The sequence below is a fragment of the Micromonospora sp. NPDC050686 genome, assembly GCF_040654475.1.
Lineage (GTDB): Bacteria > Actinomycetota > Actinomycetes > Mycobacteriales > Micromonosporaceae > Micromonospora.
In genome coordinates this window covers 1-17,653 of the sequence record NZ_JBFAID010000084.1, presented here as the reverse complement: position 1 = coordinate 17,653, position 17,653 = coordinate 1, and the positions used below count along the sequence as shown (strand labels likewise).

The 17,653-nt window shown below is 73.9% G+C and carries 19 protein-coding genes and 1 pseudogene; 11 read left to right on the top strand and 9 right to left on the bottom strand.

Features of this window, described 5'->3' with window-relative positions:
- Window positions 1-47: 47 nt before the first annotated feature.
- Genes AB0H57_RS30995 through AB0H57_RS30985 form a run of 3 tightly spaced genes read right to left on the bottom strand, consistent with a single transcriptional unit; the run spans window position 48 to window position 3,261 of the window.
- Window positions 48-914 carry a carbohydrate ABC transporter permease gene (locus tag AB0H57_RS30995; protein ID WP_357512220.1) on the bottom strand — a complete coding sequence of 289 codons (867 nt, stop codon included), beginning with the start codon at window positions 912-914 and terminating at the stop codon, window positions 48-50.
- On the bottom strand, window positions 914-1,870 hold the full coding sequence (locus tag AB0H57_RS30990) for a sugar ABC transporter permease (RefSeq protein ID WP_357512219.1): 957 nt from the start codon (window positions 1,868-1,870) through the stop codon (window positions 914-916). Before AB0H57_RS30990 ends, AB0H57_RS30995 begins: the two co-directional genes overlap by 1 nt.
- A complete protein-coding gene (locus AB0H57_RS30985) occupies window positions 1,867-3,261 on the bottom strand; it encodes an extracellular solute-binding protein (RefSeq protein ID WP_357512218.1) in 1,395 nt (464 codons plus the stop codon). Before AB0H57_RS30985 ends, AB0H57_RS30990 begins: the two co-directional genes overlap by 4 nt.
- Window positions 3,262-3,377: 116 nt before the next feature.
- Here AB0H57_RS30985 and AB0H57_RS30980 point away from each other — a divergent pair, with 116 nt between their 5' ends.
- The 3 genes from AB0H57_RS30980 (at window position 3,378) to AB0H57_RS30970 (ending at window position 6,618) form a co-directional block, all read left to right on the top strand.
- On the top strand, window positions 3,378-4,418 hold the full coding sequence (locus tag AB0H57_RS30980; protein WP_357512217.1) for a zinc-binding alcohol dehydrogenase: 1,041 nt from the start codon (window positions 3,378-3,380) through the stop codon (window positions 4,416-4,418).
- A complete protein-coding gene (locus AB0H57_RS30975) occupies window positions 4,415-5,233 on the top strand; it encodes a sugar phosphate isomerase/epimerase family protein (protein ID WP_357512216.1) in 819 nt (272 codons plus the stop codon). The genes AB0H57_RS30980 and AB0H57_RS30975 overlap by 4 nt, the downstream gene beginning before the upstream one ends.
- 95 nt (window positions 5,234-5,328) lie before the next feature.
- Window positions 5,329-6,618: a hypothetical protein gene (locus AB0H57_RS30970; protein ID WP_357512221.1), complete on the top strand. Its 1,290-nt coding sequence runs from the start codon at window positions 5,329-5,331 to the stop codon at window positions 6,616-6,618.
- A gap of 82 nt (window positions 6,619-6,700) precedes the next feature.
- On the opposite strand, the gene AB0H57_RS30965 is transcribed toward AB0H57_RS30970, so the two are convergent.
- A complete protein-coding gene (locus AB0H57_RS30965) occupies window positions 6,701-6,934 on the bottom strand; it encodes a BON domain-containing protein (protein ID WP_357512215.1) in 234 nt (77 codons plus the stop codon).
- Between AB0H57_RS30965 and AB0H57_RS30960 the strand changes: the two genes are divergently transcribed.
- A complete protein-coding gene (locus AB0H57_RS30960; RefSeq protein ID WP_357512214.1) occupies window positions 6,926-7,198 on the top strand; it encodes a hypothetical protein in 273 nt (90 codons plus the stop codon). The two genes, AB0H57_RS30965 and AB0H57_RS30960, sit on opposite strands and share 9 nt — an antisense overlap.
- 16 nt (window positions 7,199-7,214) lie before the next feature.
- Here the strand turns inward: AB0H57_RS30960 and AB0H57_RS30955 are convergent, their stop codons facing one another.
- Window positions 7,215-8,450 carry a hypothetical protein gene (locus tag AB0H57_RS30955; protein ID WP_357512213.1) on the bottom strand — a complete coding sequence of 412 codons (1,236 nt, stop codon included), beginning with the start codon at window positions 8,448-8,450 and terminating at the stop codon, window positions 7,215-7,217.
- 41 nt (window positions 8,451-8,491) lie between these two features.
- Entirely contained in the window at window positions 8,492-9,067 is a 576-nt protein-coding gene (locus tag AB0H57_RS30950) for an NUDIX domain-containing protein (protein ID WP_357512212.1), read from the bottom strand.
- A gap of 82 nt (window positions 9,068-9,149) precedes the next feature.
- Here AB0H57_RS30950 and AB0H57_RS30945 point away from each other — a divergent pair, with 82 nt between their 5' ends.
- Window positions 9,150-9,644, top strand: coding sequence for a type II toxin-antitoxin system PemK/MazF family toxin (locus tag AB0H57_RS30945; RefSeq protein ID WP_357512211.1), 495 nt, complete (start codon window positions 9,150-9,152; stop codon window positions 9,642-9,644).
- Between the two features lie 84 nt (window positions 9,645-9,728).
- On the opposite strand, the gene AB0H57_RS30940 is transcribed toward AB0H57_RS30945, so the two are convergent.
- The gene (locus AB0H57_RS30940; protein WP_357512210.1) at window positions 9,729-10,379 is read right to left on the bottom strand and encodes a GGDEF domain-containing protein; all 651 of its coding nucleotides are present in this window, start codon (window positions 10,377-10,379) and stop codon (window positions 9,729-9,731) included.
- Between the two features lie 256 nt (window positions 10,380-10,635).
- Between AB0H57_RS30940 and AB0H57_RS30935 the strand changes: the two genes are divergently transcribed.
- From AB0H57_RS30935 to AB0H57_RS30915, 5 genes are all read left to right on the top strand, one after another.
- Window positions 10,636-10,872, top strand: coding sequence for a DUF397 domain-containing protein (locus AB0H57_RS30935; RefSeq protein ID WP_357512209.1), 237 nt, complete (start codon window positions 10,636-10,638; stop codon window positions 10,870-10,872).
- 145 nt (window positions 10,873-11,017) lie between these two features.
- Window positions 11,018-11,905, top strand: coding sequence for a helix-turn-helix transcriptional regulator (locus tag AB0H57_RS30930; RefSeq protein WP_357512208.1), 888 nt, complete (start codon window positions 11,018-11,020; stop codon window positions 11,903-11,905).
- Window positions 11,906-12,491: 586 nt separating this feature from the next.
- A complete protein-coding gene (locus AB0H57_RS30925; RefSeq protein WP_357512207.1) occupies window positions 12,492-13,562 on the top strand; it encodes a LacI family DNA-binding transcriptional regulator in 1,071 nt (356 codons plus the stop codon).
- Window positions 13,563-13,564: 2 nt separating this feature from the next.
- Window positions 13,565-13,768 (top strand): hypothetical protein, encoded by a 204-nt coding sequence (locus AB0H57_RS30920; protein ID WP_357512206.1) that lies wholly within the window; start codon window positions 13,565-13,567, stop codon window positions 13,766-13,768.
- A 77-nt stretch (window positions 13,769-13,845) separates the two neighbouring features.
- Window positions 13,846-15,300 (top strand): protein kinase, encoded by a 1,455-nt coding sequence (locus tag AB0H57_RS30915; protein ID WP_357512205.1) that lies wholly within the window; start codon window positions 13,846-13,848, stop codon window positions 15,298-15,300.
- 42 nt (window positions 15,301-15,342) lie between these two features.
- Here the strand turns inward: AB0H57_RS30915 and AB0H57_RS30910 are convergent, their stop codons facing one another.
- Both AB0H57_RS30910 and AB0H57_RS30905 read right to left on the bottom strand, forming a co-directional pair.
- Complete coding sequence (locus AB0H57_RS30910; protein WP_357512204.1) at window positions 15,343-16,029, bottom strand: phosphotransferase; 687 nt, start codon at window positions 16,027-16,029, stop codon at window positions 15,343-15,345.
- Between the two features lie 281 nt (window positions 16,030-16,310).
- A pseudogene (locus AB0H57_RS30905) lies at window positions 16,311-16,655 on the bottom strand (nitrilase-related carbon-nitrogen hydrolase); the annotation flags it as partial.
- Window positions 16,656-16,761: 106 nt separating this feature from the next.
- On the opposite strand from AB0H57_RS30905, the gene AB0H57_RS30900 reads away from it, so the two are divergent.
- A complete protein-coding gene (locus AB0H57_RS30900) occupies window positions 16,762-17,556 on the top strand; it encodes a DedA family protein (RefSeq protein ID WP_357512203.1) in 795 nt (264 codons plus the stop codon).
- Window positions 17,557-17,653: the final 97 nt, after the last annotated feature.

Genomic DNA, 17,653 nt, shown 5'->3' with positions numbered 1-17,653 from the left:
GGCCCTTGTTGACAGACGTCTGTCAACAAGGGCCCCCGCCTCACACCTCAGCCCTTCTCGGCGCCGCTGGTCAGGCCCTCGGTGAGCAGGCGTTCGCCGGCGAAGAAGAGGATGACGATGGGCAGGGTCAGGATCACCGACCCGGCCATCAGCACCGTCTTGGGCACCTCGACGCCGTCGGAGAGCAGGGACAGGCCGAGCGACACCGTCCACCGGTTGGGCTTGTCGACCAGGAACAGCAGGGCGAAGAAGAACTCGTTCCAGGCGATCATGAAGTCGTACAGGGCGACCGCCATGATCGACGGGGCGGCGAGCGGGAGGCTGACCCGGCGGATGATGCCGAGCCGGTTGGCCCCGTCGATGGCCGCCGACTCCTCCAGGCTGACCGGGATCGTCTCGAAGTAGTTCTTCAGCATGTAGACCGAGACCGGCAGGGTCTGCGAGATGTAGACCAGCACCAGCCCGATCAGCGAGCCGCGCAGCCCGGCCCGGGTGAAGACCACGAACAGCGGGATCGCGATGACGATCGACGGGAACAGGTAGACCGCCAGGAACAGGAAGTTGACCTGCCGGCGACCGAAGAACCGCAGCCGGGACACCGCGTACGCGCCGGGGATCGACACCAGCAGGGTCAGCAGGGTCGCGGAGACCGCGACGACGGCGCTGTTGCGGATGAAGGTGAGGAAGCCCTGGCCGCCGTCGTCGACGGCCTTCAACACCTCGGCGTACGTCGAGACGGTCAGCTCGCCGAGCGGCACCAGCAGCGCGCCGGGGTCGAGCAGCAGCCGCTCGATCGGGCGCACCGAGAGCACCAGCATGTAGTAGAACGGCAGCACGGTGACCAGCAGGAAGGCGGCGATCACCAGCCGACGCAGCCAGCGCAGGGTCAGCGTCTCGATCCGGTCGCGGTCCATCACGTCTCCTTCCGTCCGGTGAAGAACCGCAGGTAGATCGCGACGAAGACGATCAGCACCACGGCCAGCACGACCGCCTGCGCCGCCGCCGCGCCGATGTCGGTACGCGCGGTGAGGAACTGGTAGACCCGGACGCTGACCACCTCGGTGCCGGCCGCACCGCCGGTGAGCAGGTAGACGTCGTCGAACTTGTTGAAGGTCATGATGAACCGCAGCAGGGCCAGCAGCGCGATCACCGGCAGCAGTTGCGGGAACAGGATGTGCCGGAAGCGCTGGGTCGGGGTGGCCCCGTCCACCCGGGCCGCCTCCTCCAGGTCGCCCGGCACCGCCTGGAGCCGGGCCAGCAGGAACAGGAAGGCGAACGGGAAGTACCGCCAGGCCTCGAAGCCGATCACCGTCCAGAGCGCGGTGGACTCCTGGGACAGGAACGGGATCGGCGTGTCCCAGCCGAGGAACCGCTGCCCCCAGTTGTTCACCAGGCCCAGCTGCGGGTCGAGCAGCACCTGCCAGACGAACGCGACGGCCACCACCGGCGCCACGTACGGCAGCAGCATCGACGCCCGGACCAGGGTGCGTCCCTTGAACGGCCGCCGCACCACCAGCGCCGCCACCAGGCCGATCACGATCGAGCCGAAGGTGGCGCCGACGGCGTAGACCAGCGTGGTCCAGAGCGTGTCGGCGAAGCCGGGGGTGTGCAGCACCCGCTCGAAGTTGTCGAGGGTGAACTCCCCGAACAGCCCGGTCTTGCGCAGCGTGGCGAGGCGTACCCGTTGGAAGGCCAGGACCAGGGTCCAGACGATGGGGATGCCAATCACCGCGAGCACGACGAGCAGGGTGGGCGCGACCAGGGCGAGCCCGGCGCGGGACTCGCGGCGGCGCAGGGTGAGCGGCCGGCGGCCGGGCGACGGCCGCTCCCGGGTGGGGGAGCGACCGGTCCCGGGCGCGGTGGTCGTCAATTGACACCGGCCTTGATCGCGTCGACGTCCTTCTTGGCCCGGCCGGCGGCCGCGGCGGCGTCGGACTTGCCGCCCACCACGTCGGCGAGGGCCTTGGGTACGGGCAGCTCACCGAGGATGGCGCCGACCAGCTTGCCCTGCCCCTGCGGCAGGCCCCACCGGGTGAAGGTGTCCGGGCTGCGGCCCAGGGTGTCCAGCACCTCGTCGCCGTAGATCTCGGACAGCGGCTTCTTGGTGTCCACCCCGGCCGGGCTGGTGCGCCACGCGGTGCGGAACTTCTCCTTGTCCTCGGCGGTGCCGTTGCGGACCGGGAAGCGGCCCTCGGGGGACATCCCGAACCAGCGTGGGTAGCCATCGGAGAGCAGGTACTCCACGAAGGACTTCGCCGGGTCGCTCGCCGCGCCGTCGAGCACCGCCCACGAGCTGATCTCGCCGTACTGGGCCGGCTCGGTGCCGTTGGGCCCCTTGATCGCGGTGACGAAGCCACTGTTCTTGGCCAGGAAGGTCGGGTCGGCCGCGCACTGCGGGCAGGTGGGCTTGGCGTCGTTGCGCAGCCCGGCCAGCTCGTCGAGGATGAACGGCGACCAGACCACCATCGCCGCCTTGCCGGCGAAGTAGGTGGCCCGGGTGGTGTCCACGTCCTGGGCGCCGGGGACGGAGTGGTTGCGCATCAGGTCGCCGAAGAACCGGAACGCCTCGACGCATTCGGGGGAGTCCAGCCGCACGTTGCCGGAATCGTCGGTCAATTGACAGTTGTTCGCCAGCGCCAGGTGCTCGAAGGTCTGCTGGGTGAACACGTCGCCGGGGGCGGTGGCCGCGGTGATGCCGGCGACGCCGCCCGTGTTCAGCTTGGTCGCGGCGTCGGTGATCTTCTCGTACGTGTCGGGGGCCGGCAGGCCGGCGGCGTCGAACAGGTCCTTGCGGTAGACGAGCAGCTGGCCCCACCCGTCACTGGGGACGGAGAGCTGCTTGCCGCCGTCGGAGGTGAGCTCCAGGGCGCGTGTGGAGAAGGTGTCCTTGCCCAGCTTGTCGACGATCTCGCCGTTGGCGTCGGGGTGCAGCAGCTCGTTGCCGGCCAGCGTGCGAATGCCGGCCAGCGACACCGAGCCCACCACGTCGGGCAGTTCGCCGGCCGCCGCGCTGGAGGCGATGAGGGACGGGAACTGGTCCTCGTTGACCGGGACCAGGTTGACCTTCACCCCGGTTTTCGCTGTGTAGTCCGCGATGATCGCCTTGGTGGCGTTGACCCGGTCGGCCACGTCCTCCAGGCTCCACACGGTTATCTGGGAGTTGTCGCTTTTCGGCTGGTCGTCGCCGCAGGCGAGCAGACCGGCGCCGGCCAGTGCCAGGATCAGGGTGGAGGCGACGATCCGCGTCGGAGGGGATGACATCGGTGGCACTCCTCTCGAAGGGTACATGAGGGATTCAACGTCTTGTATTGATCAATTACAAGACATATAACTATTTTTGTCATTCGTTTGAACCCGGCGCTTCCGGGATGTGACTCATGGTCAATTGGGTTGTCTCTCTAGCCGGGCCCCGACAGATCAGTCTGGAGCCCTGGCCCTCGGATCCGCTCGGCCCCGGCCAGGTACGGGTACGCACCCGCTACTCCGGCATCTCGGCCGGCACCGAACTCACCCTCTACCGGGGCAGCAACCCCCGGCTCAGCAAGGACTGGGACGACGTCACCCGGATGTTCGTGCCCCGCCAGACCCCCGTGCCGTACCCGCTGGTCGGCTTCGGCTACGAGGAGGTCGGCGAGCTCGTCGAGGTGGCCCCGGACGTCCCCGACCGGCATCCGGGCCAGCTCGTCTGGGGCATCTGGGGGCACCGGGCCGAGGCCGTCCTGGCCGCCGGCGCGGTCACCCCGCTGCCACCCGGGCTGGACCCGCTCGCCGCGGTCTTCGCCCGCCCCGGCGCCATCGCACTCACCGCCGTCCTCGCCGGTGACCTGCACCTCGGTGACTGGGTCGGGGTGTTCGGGCAGGGCGTGATCGGGCTGCTCGCCACCCGGCTCGCCGTGCTCTCCGGCGCGCGGGTGGTCGCCGTCGACCGGATCCCCGCCCGGCTCACCATGGCCGCCCGCTACGGCGCCCGCCGCACCGTCGATGCGGGCGTCGAGTCCGCCGCCACCATCCTGCACAAGGCCACCGACGGCCGCGGCGCCGACGTCTGCCTGGAGCTGTCCGGGGCGTACCCCGCGCTGCACGAGGCGATCCGCGCCACCACCCACGCCGGCCGCGTCGTGGCCGCCGGCTTCTACCAGGGCCAGGCCGACGGACTCGGCCTCGGTGAGGAGTTCCACCACAACCGCATCCAACTGGTCGCCGCCCAGGTCTCCGGGCCGACGCCGGCCCCGAGCATGGCCGGCCGGTGGACCGGCGGTCGCGTCGCGCAGACCTTCATGGACCTGGTGGCCGAGGGCGCCGTCGACCCGCTGCCGCTGGTCAGCCACGTGGTCGAAGCGGGCGCGGTGGCCGACGCGCTGGCCCTGCTCGACCACGGCGAAAGTGCCGCCCTACAAGTCGTGCTGAGGTTCCCGTGACCATTCCACTCGCCTGCCAGGAGCAGCTGCTGCCCGGCACAGACCTGACCCAGAAGTACGCCCTCGCCCGCTCCCTCGGCTACGACGGGCTGGAACTACGCGGTCGCGGCGACCTCGCGCTGGCCCGCCGGCTACCCGAACTACGCCGCGCCCGGGCCGCCGGGGTGACCATGCCGACGGTCTGCGTCGAGATGGACCACTTCATCGGCGACTTCGACCCGGAACGTTCCCGCGACGCGGTCCGCAACCTGCGCTCGCAACTGTCCGTGATCGCCGAGCTGGGCGGCGTCGGCGCGATGACCCCGGCCGCCTGGGGGATGTTCTCCCGGCGGCTACCGCCGTTCGAGCCGCCCCGCACGCCGGCGGGCGACCGGCAGGTGCTCGTCGACGCCCTGGGCGAGCTGGGCGAGCACGCCCGCGCGGAGGGGGTCACCCTCTTCCTCGAACCGTTGAACCGGTACGAGGACCACATGGTGAACCGGCTGGAGGACGCCGTGACGCTCTGCGCCGCGGTCGGGCTGCCCTCGGTGCGGGTGGTCGCCGACACCTTCCACATGAACATCGAGGAGGACGACGTGCACCGGGCGCTGCGCGCCGCCGCGCCGTACCTGGGGCACGTCCAGGTCAGCGACTCCAACCGCTACCAGCCCGGCGCCGGGCACCTCGACTGGCCGGCGCTGGTGCGTACCCTGCTGGAGCTGGACTACCGGGGCTGGCTGGCGCTGGAGTGCCGGCTGCGCGGCGACCCCGTCCGCGCCCTGCAACAGGCGGCCACCGTGCTCCGGCACGCCCAGCCCCGACAGGCGGCGGCGTGACCGCCGAGCCGGACGCCGCGGCGGGCGCCGCACGGCCGGGGCCGGCGGACGGGACGGGCAACGGCCACCGGGGTGGGCCGGCGGACGCGGCCGAGCTGAGCCGGCTCGCCCTGGCCACCCTCGACGGCAACTGGGAACACGACCACACGGTCCCCTCGCGCACCCTTTACCCGCACCAGTGGAGCTGGGACTCGGCGTTCATCGCGATCGGGCTGGCCCACGTCCGCCCCGACCGGGCCTGGCGGGAGCTGCGTACGCTCTTCGCCGCCCAGTGGGCCGACGGGCGGGTGCCGCACATCGTGTTCAACCCCCGGCTGCGGGTCGGGGCGTACTTTCCCGGGCCCGAGTTCTGGGACTCGGCCGCCGCCGACGGCGCGCCGGCCGGGGCCACCTCCGGCATCGTGCAGCCGCCGGTGCACGCCCTGGCCGCCTGGCTGGTGCACCGGCGCGGGCCCTCCGCGGCGTCCCGGGCGGCGCTCGGCGAGCTCTACCCCCGGCTGGTGGCGCAGCAGCGCTACCTGGCGCGGCGGCGGGACGTCGGCGGGGGCGGGCTGGCCTGTGTGGTGCACCCGTGGGAGTCCGGGCTGGACAACAGCCCCGCCTGGGACGCGCCGATGGCGGCGGTGCCCGCCGAGGCCGGCGTGATGCGGGCGTACCGCCGGCACGACACCGCGCACGCCGACGCCGCGCACCGCCCCACCGACCTGGACTACGCGCGCTACCTGACGATGGTGCAGTCCTACCGGGCCGGCCGCTACCGGGACGACGACCTGGCCGACCGGCATCCGTTCCTGGTCGAGTGCCCGCTGTTCAACGCGGCCCGCGGGGCCGCCGAGCACGCCCTCGCGGACATCGCGGCGGTCGTCGGCGCGGACCCGGGCCCGCACCGGGAGCGGGCCGCCCGGATCACCGCCGCCCTCGTGGAGCGGCTGTTCGATCCGGTCAGCGGCACGTTCCGGCCCCGCGACGTGCGCACCGGCCGGCTGGTCCCGGCGCGTACGGTGCTCGGCCTCACCCCGCTGATGCTGCCCGACCTGCCGGCGCCCCAGGTGGCGGCGGTGCTGGCCGAGGCGTGCTCGGCCCGGTTCGGGCTGGCCGGCCGGATGGACCGCCCGCTGCCCAGCCACGACCGCACCGCCGCCGACTTCGAGCCGCTGCGCTACTGGCGGGGTCCGAGCTGGATGAACATCAACTGGCTGGTGTGGCGGGGGCTGCGGGCGCACGGCCGGCCGGAACTCGCCGCCGGGCTGCGCCGGTCGATGATCGACCTGGTGGCGCGGGCCGGCTGCCACGAGTACTTCCACCCGGACACCGGCGCCGGCCTGGGTTCCCCGGCGTTCGGCTGGACCGCGGCCCTGCTGCTCGACACCCTCGCCGACGGATGAGAGGCGGGGGCCGCGCTTAACGCCGGTAGAGGCGGGGGCCCGGCTTGACGCCACCTGTTAAGCCCGGCCCCCGCCTAACAGCTCAGGCGATGCCGGCGGGGGTGGCGCCGCCGGTCCGCAGCGCGAACATCGGGGCGTCGTCCACCGCGTACCCGAGCGCGTCGACCACCTGCACCACGCCGCTGACCTGTGCGCTCAGCCGCAGCGCGAGGCGCACGGTGGACCACCGGTCGAGCTGGCCGGTCAGCGTCACCACGCCGTCGTGCACCTCGACGTCCACCACCCCTTCGGGCACGGCGAGGACCCGGTGCAGCACCTCCCGCACCACGTCGGAACGGATGTCGGCGTCCGGGCGCAGGTGCGCGGCGAGCAGGTCGCCGCGGGTGACGATGCCCGGTCAGCCGGCCCGCCCGCCCCGCTCTGCGCCCGGGTGACCGCCCGGCTCTTTCCCGACGCGGCGGGCACGGTGAGCGACGTGGACCCCTGGACGGGGCTGCGCTGGTGCACCGGCCGCACGGAGCTGCCTGGGCAGCCCCGCCGGCAGGCGTGGCAGTGGCGCGGCGCGCCGATCAGCGGCTGACCCCGGACCCACTCGGTCAGGCCGGGTCGGCGGCGTCGGCCTCGGGCACGTCCTCCGGCTCGGTTACCCAGGCGGAAAAGACGGGCAGGCCGTGCCACGGGCCGGGACCGTCCGGGCGGTGGTCGGTGGTCACCGCCACGACGGCGTACGGGTGGCCGAAGCGCAGCTCGGCGGTGCGGGCGACCCCCTCCGGCGGCAGTGACACGGTCGCCATCATCGCGGTCACCGCGGCGGCCTCGAAGCCGTACCGGGAGTAGCGGGCCGCCGCCGCCTGCCGGGCGGCCACCTGGGGCGCCGGCGTGCTGAGCAGCGCGCCCAACGCCCGGGCGGCGGTGGTGAAGCCGAGCCCGTCCACGGCCAGGTCGTGGCTGTCCGTGGCGGACCAGCAGGGCAGCACCGCCTCGTGGCGTTCCTCCCGCCCGCCCGGCGCGTGGGTGCGTACCGGTTCCTCACGCAGCGTCCACAGCGGAGAGTGGCCGAGCGGCAGGTCGAACAGTGACCGCGCCCCGGCCGGCCCCGCGTCGGTCACCGCCGCGACGCCCAGCTCGTACGCGGTGGCGAGCACCTCCGGCGGGGCCACCCCCGGCGCGGCGGCGACCGACACCACGGTCAGGCCGGCGGTCCCCGTCGAGCGGGCCGGCGCGGCGTGCACCACCACGTCCCCGGCCCGCCGGGTGGACACGATCCAACCCCGGTGGCCGTGCCGGGGGGTACGCAGCGCCCGGGTCAGTCGCTTCGCCCATGCGCTGCCCGCGCCGAGCGCGGCGGCCGGGGCGACCTGGAACGGCTGCGCCCAGGAGACCCGGGTGGCCAGCGCGTCGGCCAGCACGAACAGGGTGCCCGGCTCGAGGCGCAGCGGGAAGCGGTCCACCAGGCCCAGGCTGTGCTCGCGGGCCCAGGCGTCCAGCTCCGGCTGCTTTGGCAGCGCTCCCGTGCCGGTCGCCCGCGGCAGCGTGGCCCGCCAGTCCCGCCAGCCGTCGGTGTCGTACCCGGGGCGGTGCCAGACGGCGGTCGCCGAGGCGACCAGCGGGTGCGGGTCGTCCAGCAGGGTGGTGGCCAGCCGGGTGGCGGTCGGTACGTCGACGCCGAGCAGGCCGGCCAGCTCGTCCCGGTCGGCGCCGGTGGCCGCGGGGGCGCTGAGCGCGAGCAGCAGCCAGGCGCCGAGCGGGGAGGCGACGTGGTGCCGGTCGCCGACGGCGGCGTGCAGCCGGTGGGCGTAGCCGGCCAGGGCGGCGTGCGGGGTCTCGGTCATCCGTCCACTCTGCGCCCCCGGCGGGCGGTCGGCACGCCCCGTCAGGAGGCGAGTTCGAAGGGTTCGTCGATCTCGTCGCCGGCCAGGAAGCCGCCGAGCAGCGCCGGCAGCCGTCCCGGGTAGAACCGGGCCGGTGAGGTGAGGATCTCCTCGACCGGCCACCAGCGGAAGCCGAAGTAGTCCTCCAGCTCGTAGTCGAGGCGTTCGGCGCCGTCGACGTCCGGGCCGGGGCCGTCGAGGCGTACGGTCATGACGACCTCGTCCTGCAGGTGCCGCCACTGGCGGTGGATGAAGCTGGCCCGCCGCCGCCAGGCCGGCGGGCCGAGCTGGTCGGCGGTGGCCCGGATGCCGGTCTCCTCGCGCAGTTCGCGCAGGGCGGTGTCGACGTACGTCTCGCCGGGGTCCATCCCGCCGCCGGGCAGCTCCCACCAGGTGCCCAGCCGCGGGTGGTCGGGGTCGTGGGTGTGGAACAGCAGCACCCGCTGGTCGTCGTCGAGCACCACCAACCGCACCGCCCGCCGCCGGACGACGGGCAGGTCGTCGGGGAGTTCGATGCCGGCGTCGGGCCCGGTGGGCTCGCTGGGGTGGTCGCGTGTGGTCCGCCCCGGGTGACTCATCCGGCACCGCCTTCCCGACATCGGAGGCTGACCGGGACAGTCAAGCACAGCGCGGGAGACCGGTGGCGCTACGCTGCCCGCCGTGGCGAACCTGTTGAAGAACGTGGCGGCGCGGCTCGGTCGGATGAGCGGGGGAGGTGCGCCGCCCACCGGCGGCGGCCAGGTGATTCCGGCGCAGGCGGCGCGGCGCCGGCAGGTCGCCGCGCTGCAACGCCGGGAGCTGACGTACGCCCCGGAGCTGGACGGTCGGGCCGATCCGGGGGAGATCGTCTGGACCTGGGTGGGCTACGAGGACGATCCGCGGCAGGGCAAGGACCGGCCGGTGCTGGTGGTCGGGCGGCACAGCCGGACCCTGTTCGGGCTGATGCTGTCCAGCCAGAGCGACCGGGACGGTCAGCGGCACTGGCTGGCGCTCGGGCCGGGGGAGTGGGACCGGGACAACCGACCGAGCTGGGTACGGCTGGACCGGGTGCTCACCATGCGCGAGGACGGCATCCGCCGCGAGGGCGCGGTGCTGGACCGGGCGCGGTTCGACCGGGTGGGCCGGGCGCTGCGCGACGGGTACGGCTGGCGCTGACCAGCCCGGCGTTGATCGGCCCGGCGTTGGCCGGCCCGGCGCTGGCTGGCTCGGCGCTGATCGGCCTGGTGCTGGCCGGCTCGGTCAACGCTCGGCCAGGTGGGCGCTGTCCACCAGTTGTCGGCGGGTGCCGCCGGAGGTGACGCTCTTGGCCCGGTACATCGCCTCGTCGGCGCGGCAGAGCGCCTCGGCGAGTTGCGTCGGGCAGGTGACCGGGGCGAGCCCGACCGAGGCGGTCACCCGCAGGCTGACGGCGCCGAGGTGGATCGGCGCGGCCAGCGAGTCGCAGAGCCGGCGGGTGGCGTGGTCGATCCAGCGCCGGTCGACGGTGGGCGTGGTCAGCAGGCCGGCGAACTCGTCGCCGCCGAGCCGGGCCACCAGGTCGTCACCGGCGAAGGCGGACAGCCGCTGCGCCACACTGATCAGCACCTGATCGCCGGCGGCGTGCCCGTACCGGTCGTTGACCTGCTTGAAGTCGTCGAGGTCGAGGACGACGGCGATCAGCGGTTTGCCGGCCGAGTCGGTGAGCAGGGCCGCGGCGAGCCGGTGGAAGGCCCGCCGGTTGGGCAGGCCGGTCAGCGGGTCGTGACTGGCGGCGTGCCGCTCGGCGGCCAACTCGGCCTGCAGGTGCTCGATCTCGGCCTCGGCCCGTACGGCCCGGTTGCGTAGTTGCCAGGCGGAGATCAGCGCGCCGGCCGCCGAGATCCCGGACGCGACGGTCAACGGATCCGGCACGCGCCCTCCCATCACACCCGTGCGTCCCGCCGGCCGGCGGCGCGAGCACGCCCGCGCCGGGCGGAGTTTCTCCTGTATATGGCCAGGTGGGCGGTAACCCAAAGTGAACGGCTGGGTACCGGTCCCGTGCGTTATCATGCTCGCTGTCCAATGCAGATGCAATAGCAGATGCACGTGCATCTGCGTCCACAATCGACGGCTCCTCGCCACACCCGCCCCCCGCGGCATCGGCAGGCTCTTCACCCCAAGGACGGCCATGCAGCCTCAGAACGGCGTTCCTGTCCCACTCCTGCCATCGCTCACCTGGCAGAAGAGTCGGCGGAGCAACCCGAGCGGCAACTGCGTCGAGTTGGCCGAACTGCCTGGCGGTGCCGGCATCGCCATGCGCAACTCGCGCCACCCCGAGGGACCGGCGCTGATCTACACTGTGGACGAGATCGCCGCCTTCGTGCTGGGCGCCCGGGACGGCGACTTCGACCACTTGATCAACTGAGTCGTCCGGCCGCAGCCGAACCGTCCCGGTAACGGGACCGGATCGGCCGTCCGGACTAGTTCACCTCACCCACGGTCCATGGCATGCTTACACGTCGGCCGGAGTGGGGCACCCGGCCGTTGGGCAGGCATGCGGAGGTCGGCACGTGAGGATGGTTCCCGCCGAGAGCGGCCCGACCACCGGTCCGACAGTGCTGCGCATGCTGCTCGGCGCGCAGTTGCGGCGGCTGCGCGAGTCGGCCGGGGTGACCCGCGAGGGCGCCGGCTGGGAGATCCGCTCCTCCGAGTCGAAGATCAGCCGGATGGAGCTGGGCCGGGTCGGCTTCAAGGAGCGTGACGTCACCGACCTGCTCACCCTCTACGGGGTGAAGGACGCCGAGGAGCGAGAGGCGCTGCTCAAGCTCGCCCGGGACGCGAACAGCCCCGGCTGGTGGCACCGGTACGGTGACGTCCTCCCCAACTGGTTCCAGTCGTACCTCGGGCTGGAGGCGGCGGCCGCGCTGATCCGCACGTACGAGGTGCAGTTCGTGCCCGGTCTGCTGCAGACCGCCGACTACGCCCGGGCGGTGGTGCTCCTCGGCCACCACAAGGCGGACCCCGAGGAGTTGGACCGGCGGGTGGGGCTGCGCATGCAGCGCCAGGGGCTGCTGCGCCGGGCCGAGCCGCCGCAGTTGTGGGCGGTGGTCGACGAGGCGGCGCTGCGCCGGCCGATCGGCGGCCCGGAGGTCATGCGGGGGCAGATCGCCGCGCTGATCGAGGCCACCCGCTCCCCGCACATCCGCCTCCAGGTCATTCCCTTCGACGCGGGTGGGCACGCCGCGGCCGGGGGCGCCTTCACCATCCTGCGCTTCGGCGACCAGGACCTGCCCGACATCGTCTACATCGAACAGCTCACCAGCGCCCTCTACCTGGACAAGCGCGAGGATCTCGACTTCTACGCGCTGGCCATGGAGCGGCTGTGCGTGGAGGCCGAGCCGCCGGAGCGCACCCCGGAGATCCTGCGCCGGCTGTTGGCGGAGCGCTACCCCGGCTGACCGGGAGTCCCGCGCCTCGGCGCCGCGACCGCCCGCGCGACCTCCCCCCGCTCTCCATCCGACCGGTGCCGCCCGCGCCCGCCCGGCCCACCTGCCCCGGCGCCCGCCAGCCCGGCACCGCCTGGGGCGCGGCCCGGCGAGCGAGATGCCCTTCACCGAGGGTCAGGTGCCCGCCCCCGGACCATGACGCACTCGGTCGCTTTGCTCTGCTTCAGCGGAGGCAACAGGCACGCTGTGTGATCGGTTGGCCGGTCGGCATGCCGACTGCTCGCGGGTGGAGCGCCTGCTCAGCGCGGTGTTGCGCGGGTTGAAGCAGAGCAAAGGCGCCGAGAGGGGTGCGGCAAGCCCGAACCAGGCGGCCACGAAGAGTGATCACTTGGCCAGTCACCCCGAGTGAGTGCGTTGGATGTCCGGTCGGGCGACTCGCCCGGGCGCCGCCAGGCGACCCGTCCCAGGGCAGGCCGCCGCCGGCCGGCTCCTTCCGAGACCTCGACCACCCGATCGTCCGTTTCCCGTTGACGACCGTCGGGTCCTCCAGTAATCTCTGGATCGATACAGAATCTGAATCGATCCAGAGGGGGTTCTGGTGAAGCCCACGCTGCAAGCCGTGGCGGACGCGGTCGGCGTTTCCCGCAGCACCGTGTCCAACGCCTACAGCCGGCCCGACCAGCTCTCGCCCGCGCTGCGGGCACGGATCCTGGAGGCCGCGCGAGGGCTCGGCTACCCGGGCCCGAACCCCACCGCCCGCTCGCTGCGCCGCGGCTACGTCGGCGCGATCGGGGTGCTGTTCACCTCCCAGCTGTCCTACGCCTTCACCGACCCGTTCGCCGTGCGCTTCCTTGCCGGGGTGAGCCGGGCCGCCGAGCGGCACGACACCAGCCTGCTGCTGATCCCGGTGCCCACCGATCTGAACCAGGCCCGGCAGGCGGTCGAGAACGCCGCCGTCGACGGCTTCTGCGTCTACTGCGCCGGGGACGAGTCCTGGGCGCTGGACGCGATCGGCGGCCGTGGCCTGCCGTACGTCACCACCGCGATGCAGTCCGACTCCGGCCCGGCACAGCGGTACGTCGCGATCGACGAGCGGGCGGCGGCCCGTTCCGTCGCCGACCACGTGGCCGGCCTCGGCCACCGGCGGGTGGCCTTCCTCGGCGACACCATCGTGCCCGGGGCGCCGTCCGGGCCGCTCCGGCTGGCCGGCGTCGACGAGGCGGGACACCCGACCACCCGGGGCCGGCTCAGCGGATTCCGCGACGCCTTCGCGGCGGTCGGGGTCGACTGGCCGGCCGTCACGGTGCTCAACGCCGCCGGCAACAGCCGGGCCGCCGGCGCCGAGGCGGTCCGTCCCCTGCTCGCCGGTGGCAGCCCACCCACCGCGGTGCTGGCCTGCTCCGACGTGCTGGCGCTCGGGGTGCTCGACGCGCTCGCCGCCCGCGACCCGGCGACCGCCACCCGGCACCCGGTCTCGGTGACCGGCTTCGACGACATCGCCGAGGCCGCCACCGCCGGCCTCACCACCGTGCGGCAGCCGGGCGAGGAAAAGGGCCGCCTCGCCGCCGAACTGCTGCTGGACCCGCCCGCCGAGCCCGCCGCCGGGCAGGTACTGCTCGACACCGAACTGATCGTCCGCACGTCCGTCCGCACCGCACCGAGGAGTTGACCATGGAGTACTCGACCGGATTCACCCTTGCCGTCGACGCCGTCAACCGGCACGTCAACTCGGCCCGTCCGGACGCACCGGTCCGGCCCGAGCCGGCGCCCCGGGCGCGGCTGGCCCCCGCCCGGCACCGCACGGCGGCCGCCCTGCACTGGCTCGCCGACGCGATCCAGCCGCGTCCCGTGCCGGCCCCGCCCTGCGCCGGCTGAGCAGCGGGACCCCCACCGACCACCAACCGGCACCGCGGTTGGTGGTCGGTGGGGAGCGGAAGGCACACTGGGACACCATGTCGCCGTTCACGCCCGCACTCCGGCTGCACGATCGCTACGTCCTGCGTGAGCGCATCGGCCTCGGCGGGATGTCCGAGGTCTGGCGCGCCGACGACGAGGTGCTGCACCGGTCCGTCGCGGTCAAGGCCCTCGCCACCGAACTCGCCGCGGACCCGCACCTGCGGGCCACCATCCAGCGCGAGGCCCGCGCCGCCGCGCGGCTGACCCACCCGCACGTCACCCAGGTGTACGACTACGGCGAGGCGACCCTGCGCGGCGGAGCCGTCGTGCCGTACCTGGTGATGGAACTGGTCGAGGGCGACACCCTGGCCGACCGCCTCACCGCCGGCCCGCTCGCCTGGCCGGAGGCGGTCCGGATGGCCGGCCAGGTGGCCGGTGCGCTGGCCGCCGCGCACCGGATCGGCGTCGTGCACCGCGACATCAAACCCGGCAACGTCATGCTCACCGAGACCGGCGCCAAGGTCCTCGACTTCGGCATCGCCGCGGTCGCCGGGCCGCGGCTGGCCGGGCAGACCGGCGAGATGATGATGGGCACCCCCGCCTACTTCGCGCCGGAACGGCTCGCCGCCGGCCCGCCCCACCCGGGCAGCGACGTGTACGCCCTCGGCGCCCTGCTCTACCGCACCCTCACCGGGGAGCCGCCGTACCCGGTGCGGACCTGGGAGGACGCCCTTCAGGTGCACGCCCGGCCGGCCGCCCCGCCGCCGCTGCGGCTGCCCGGGTTGCCCGCCGAGGTGGCGACGTTGACCCTGGCCTGCCTCTCCGCCGACCCGGGCCGCCGGCCGACCGCCGCGCACCTGGCCGAGCGGTTCGGTGCCGTCCCGGCCGTCGACCCGCCCACCACCGCACTGCCCGTCGCGACCCGGGCGGTGGCGCACCCGCCCACCATGATCGACCGCCCGGCGGCCCCGGTCCGGCCGGCCGCACCGGCCCCGCCCGCGGACCGCCGGGGCAACCGCCTACTCGGCGTCCTGGTCGCCGCGGGCCTCGCGCTGCTGGTGGCCCTGGTCGGGCTCTTCACCCTCGACACCGATCCGCCGCCGCAGGTCGCGCCCACCACCCCGCCCGCCGGCGGTGCGCCCGCCGACCGGCCGTCGACCCAGGCGCCGAGCCCCACCCCGGAGCGGACCACCACCGCCCCCTCCTCCCCGCCGCCGGACGTCCGGCAGGTGCCGGTCAGCCTGCGGCAGGTCGCCGCCGCGTTCAGCAGCCTGCTCGACCGGGCCGAGGCCGCCGGGGCGGTCGACCCGGACACCGCCGAGGACCTCCGCGACAAGCTCGCCGACCTGGACCGGGGCAAGCCCAAGGACCGGGGCAAGCGGATCGACGAGCTGCGCAAGAAGGTCACCGAGGCGGCGGAGAAGGACGAGCTCGACGCCGGCACGGCCGACAATCTGCTGCGGCTGCTCGACGCCGCCGACCGGCTGCGTGGCGGCCGGGGCGAGGGCTGAACCGCCCGACCGGCCCGGGCAGCGCGTCTGCCGCCCGGGCGCTCACCCGGGAGCCGCGCCGCGGACCAGGGCGGCCGCCGTCGCCAACCGCGCCGGTCCGAGCCGGCCGGTCAGCGTACGCAGCGCCACCGCCCGGTCCAGCGCCGTCGCCGGGCCGACCTCGCTCAGGAACGCCGCCAGCAGTTCACCGGCGGGCGCGGCGAACTTCCCGCCGGGATCGGTGGCCACCTCGGCGAGGATCAGGGCGCTCATCGCCCGGTCCAGCGCCGGTGGCCCCTCGTCGGAGTTGCGCCAGTCGATGACCACCGGGCCGGCCGGGGTCAGCAGCACGTTCTCCGGATGCAGGTCAAGGTGCAGGATGCGGACGTCCGGATCGCTCGACCGCCGGGCCGGCAGCGCGTGCAGGCGCCGGTGCAGGTCGGCGAGGATCCGCGCCCCGGCCACGACATCGAGCGCACCGCCGAGGAACGCCGTGGCCATGGTCGGCCCGGACAACCGCTCCAGCACCAGGTCGGCGCCCGCGGCCGAGTGCACCAGCGGCACCGGGTAGCCCGCGCGGCGCAGGTGCGTCATCACCTCGGTCTCCGGCCCGACGTCGCCGCCGCGCCGGTAGCGGCGCAGCACCCGGTCGGGCCCGAGCGGGTACACGTCGGCGTCCCGTCCGGAGGCCAACGGCGCCCCGCCCGGCAGGGGAACCGGACCGTGAGCGGAAGGGGCGACCTCGGTCACCGGCACACCGTATCCGCCCACCGGCAAGCGCGTGGGTACCGGCGGCGGGAAGACCCAGCACCTCGCCGATGCTGATCAGGAGTTTGGCGTCATCCGCCGGCCGGATTCCGGCGCAAACTCCTTGATCCCAGGCTGTGCGCGCCCGGGTCAGGCGTTGAGGGCCGCGGTGGCCACCTCGCCGACGGCTGCGCCCGCCCGGGCGAGCGGCCGGCCGTCCCGGGACCACACCCAGGATCGGCCGGCCGCGTCGGTGAACCCGCGCCGGGGGCGTACCGCTGCGGCTCCGCCCCGCCCATCCGCATCTTCCGGTACGCCACCCGGGCGCCCACCTCGTCCACCGCCAGCATGGCTGTGTGGACCCGGCCGTCCGGGCCGGCGACGGGCGCGCCGGCCAACGCCAGCGCGCCCGTGTCGGCACAGGTGGCCACCAACGACGCCAGCCGCTCGTCGGTCTCCGGGTCCAGGACCGGCGCGTCCAGGCCGTAGCCGGTCAGCGAGAGCTCGGGGAAGACCACCACCCGGGCCTGCGCCCGCCGGACCAGGTCGGCGTGCCGGTCGGCGTTGCCGGCCACGTCGCCCGCGCGCGACAGCGGCTGGGCGACGGCGATTCGCAGCGGCGTACGCAATGGACAGACCTCCCGTCGGTGCCCGCAGCCTAGAACGGCGCGGCCAGCCGGGCCGGAGATCCCGATCGGCGTGGTCGACGGTCCAAACACCCCGTAACGTTGTCGAATGCTCAGAGACGCCCACCTGGTGCTCGGCCCCCGTACCGTCGCCGCGGAGCCCCCCTCCGACGGCCCGGTCGGTTTCGTGACCGGCCTGGTGGAACGGCTCGGCGGGCCCGGTGCCGGGCTCGCCGTCGCCCTGGAGAACCTCTTCCCGCCGATTCCCAGCGAGGTGATCCTGCCGCTGGCCGGGTTCGTCGCCAGCCAGGGGCGGATGAGTCTTCTCGGCGCCATCGCCTGGGCCACCCTCGGCTCGGTGGTCGGCGCGGTGGCCCTGTACTACATCGGTGCCGCGCTCGGCCGGGACCGGATGCGCGCCATCGCGGCCCGGCTGCCGCTGGTGAAACTCGCCGACGTCGACCGCACCGAGGCGTGGTTCCTGCGGCACGGCCGCAAGGCGGTGTTCTTCGGCCGGATGATCCCGATCTTCCGCAGCCTGATCTCCGTACCGGCGGGCGTCGAACGGATGCCGCTGCCGACCTTCCTGCTCTACACCACGTTGGGCAGCCTGATCTGGAACAGCGTCTTCGTGCTCGCCGGCTACCTGCTCGGCGAGAACTGGCACCTCGTCGAGTCGTACGCCGGCACCTTCCAGAACATCGTCATCGTCGTGTGCGTGGCGGCGCTGGGCTGGTTCGTGGTGTCCCGGATCCGCCGCGGCCGCCAGGTACGCGCCGAGTCCGGCAGCGAGGTCGAGTTCGGAGACCTGCCCCCGGTGACGGACCGGACGTACCGGGGCACGATCTACCGGGCCGGCACCTGGACGGGGGAGCGGGGCGAGCCCCACGACTGGCGGGACTGACACCGGTGGGTGGTTGTGGGCGGGGTGTCGGGTTTCGGGGTGTGACCGGCCGCATCCGGGGGGTGGAATGGCGGGCGGGGTGGGGTCGTTACATCAC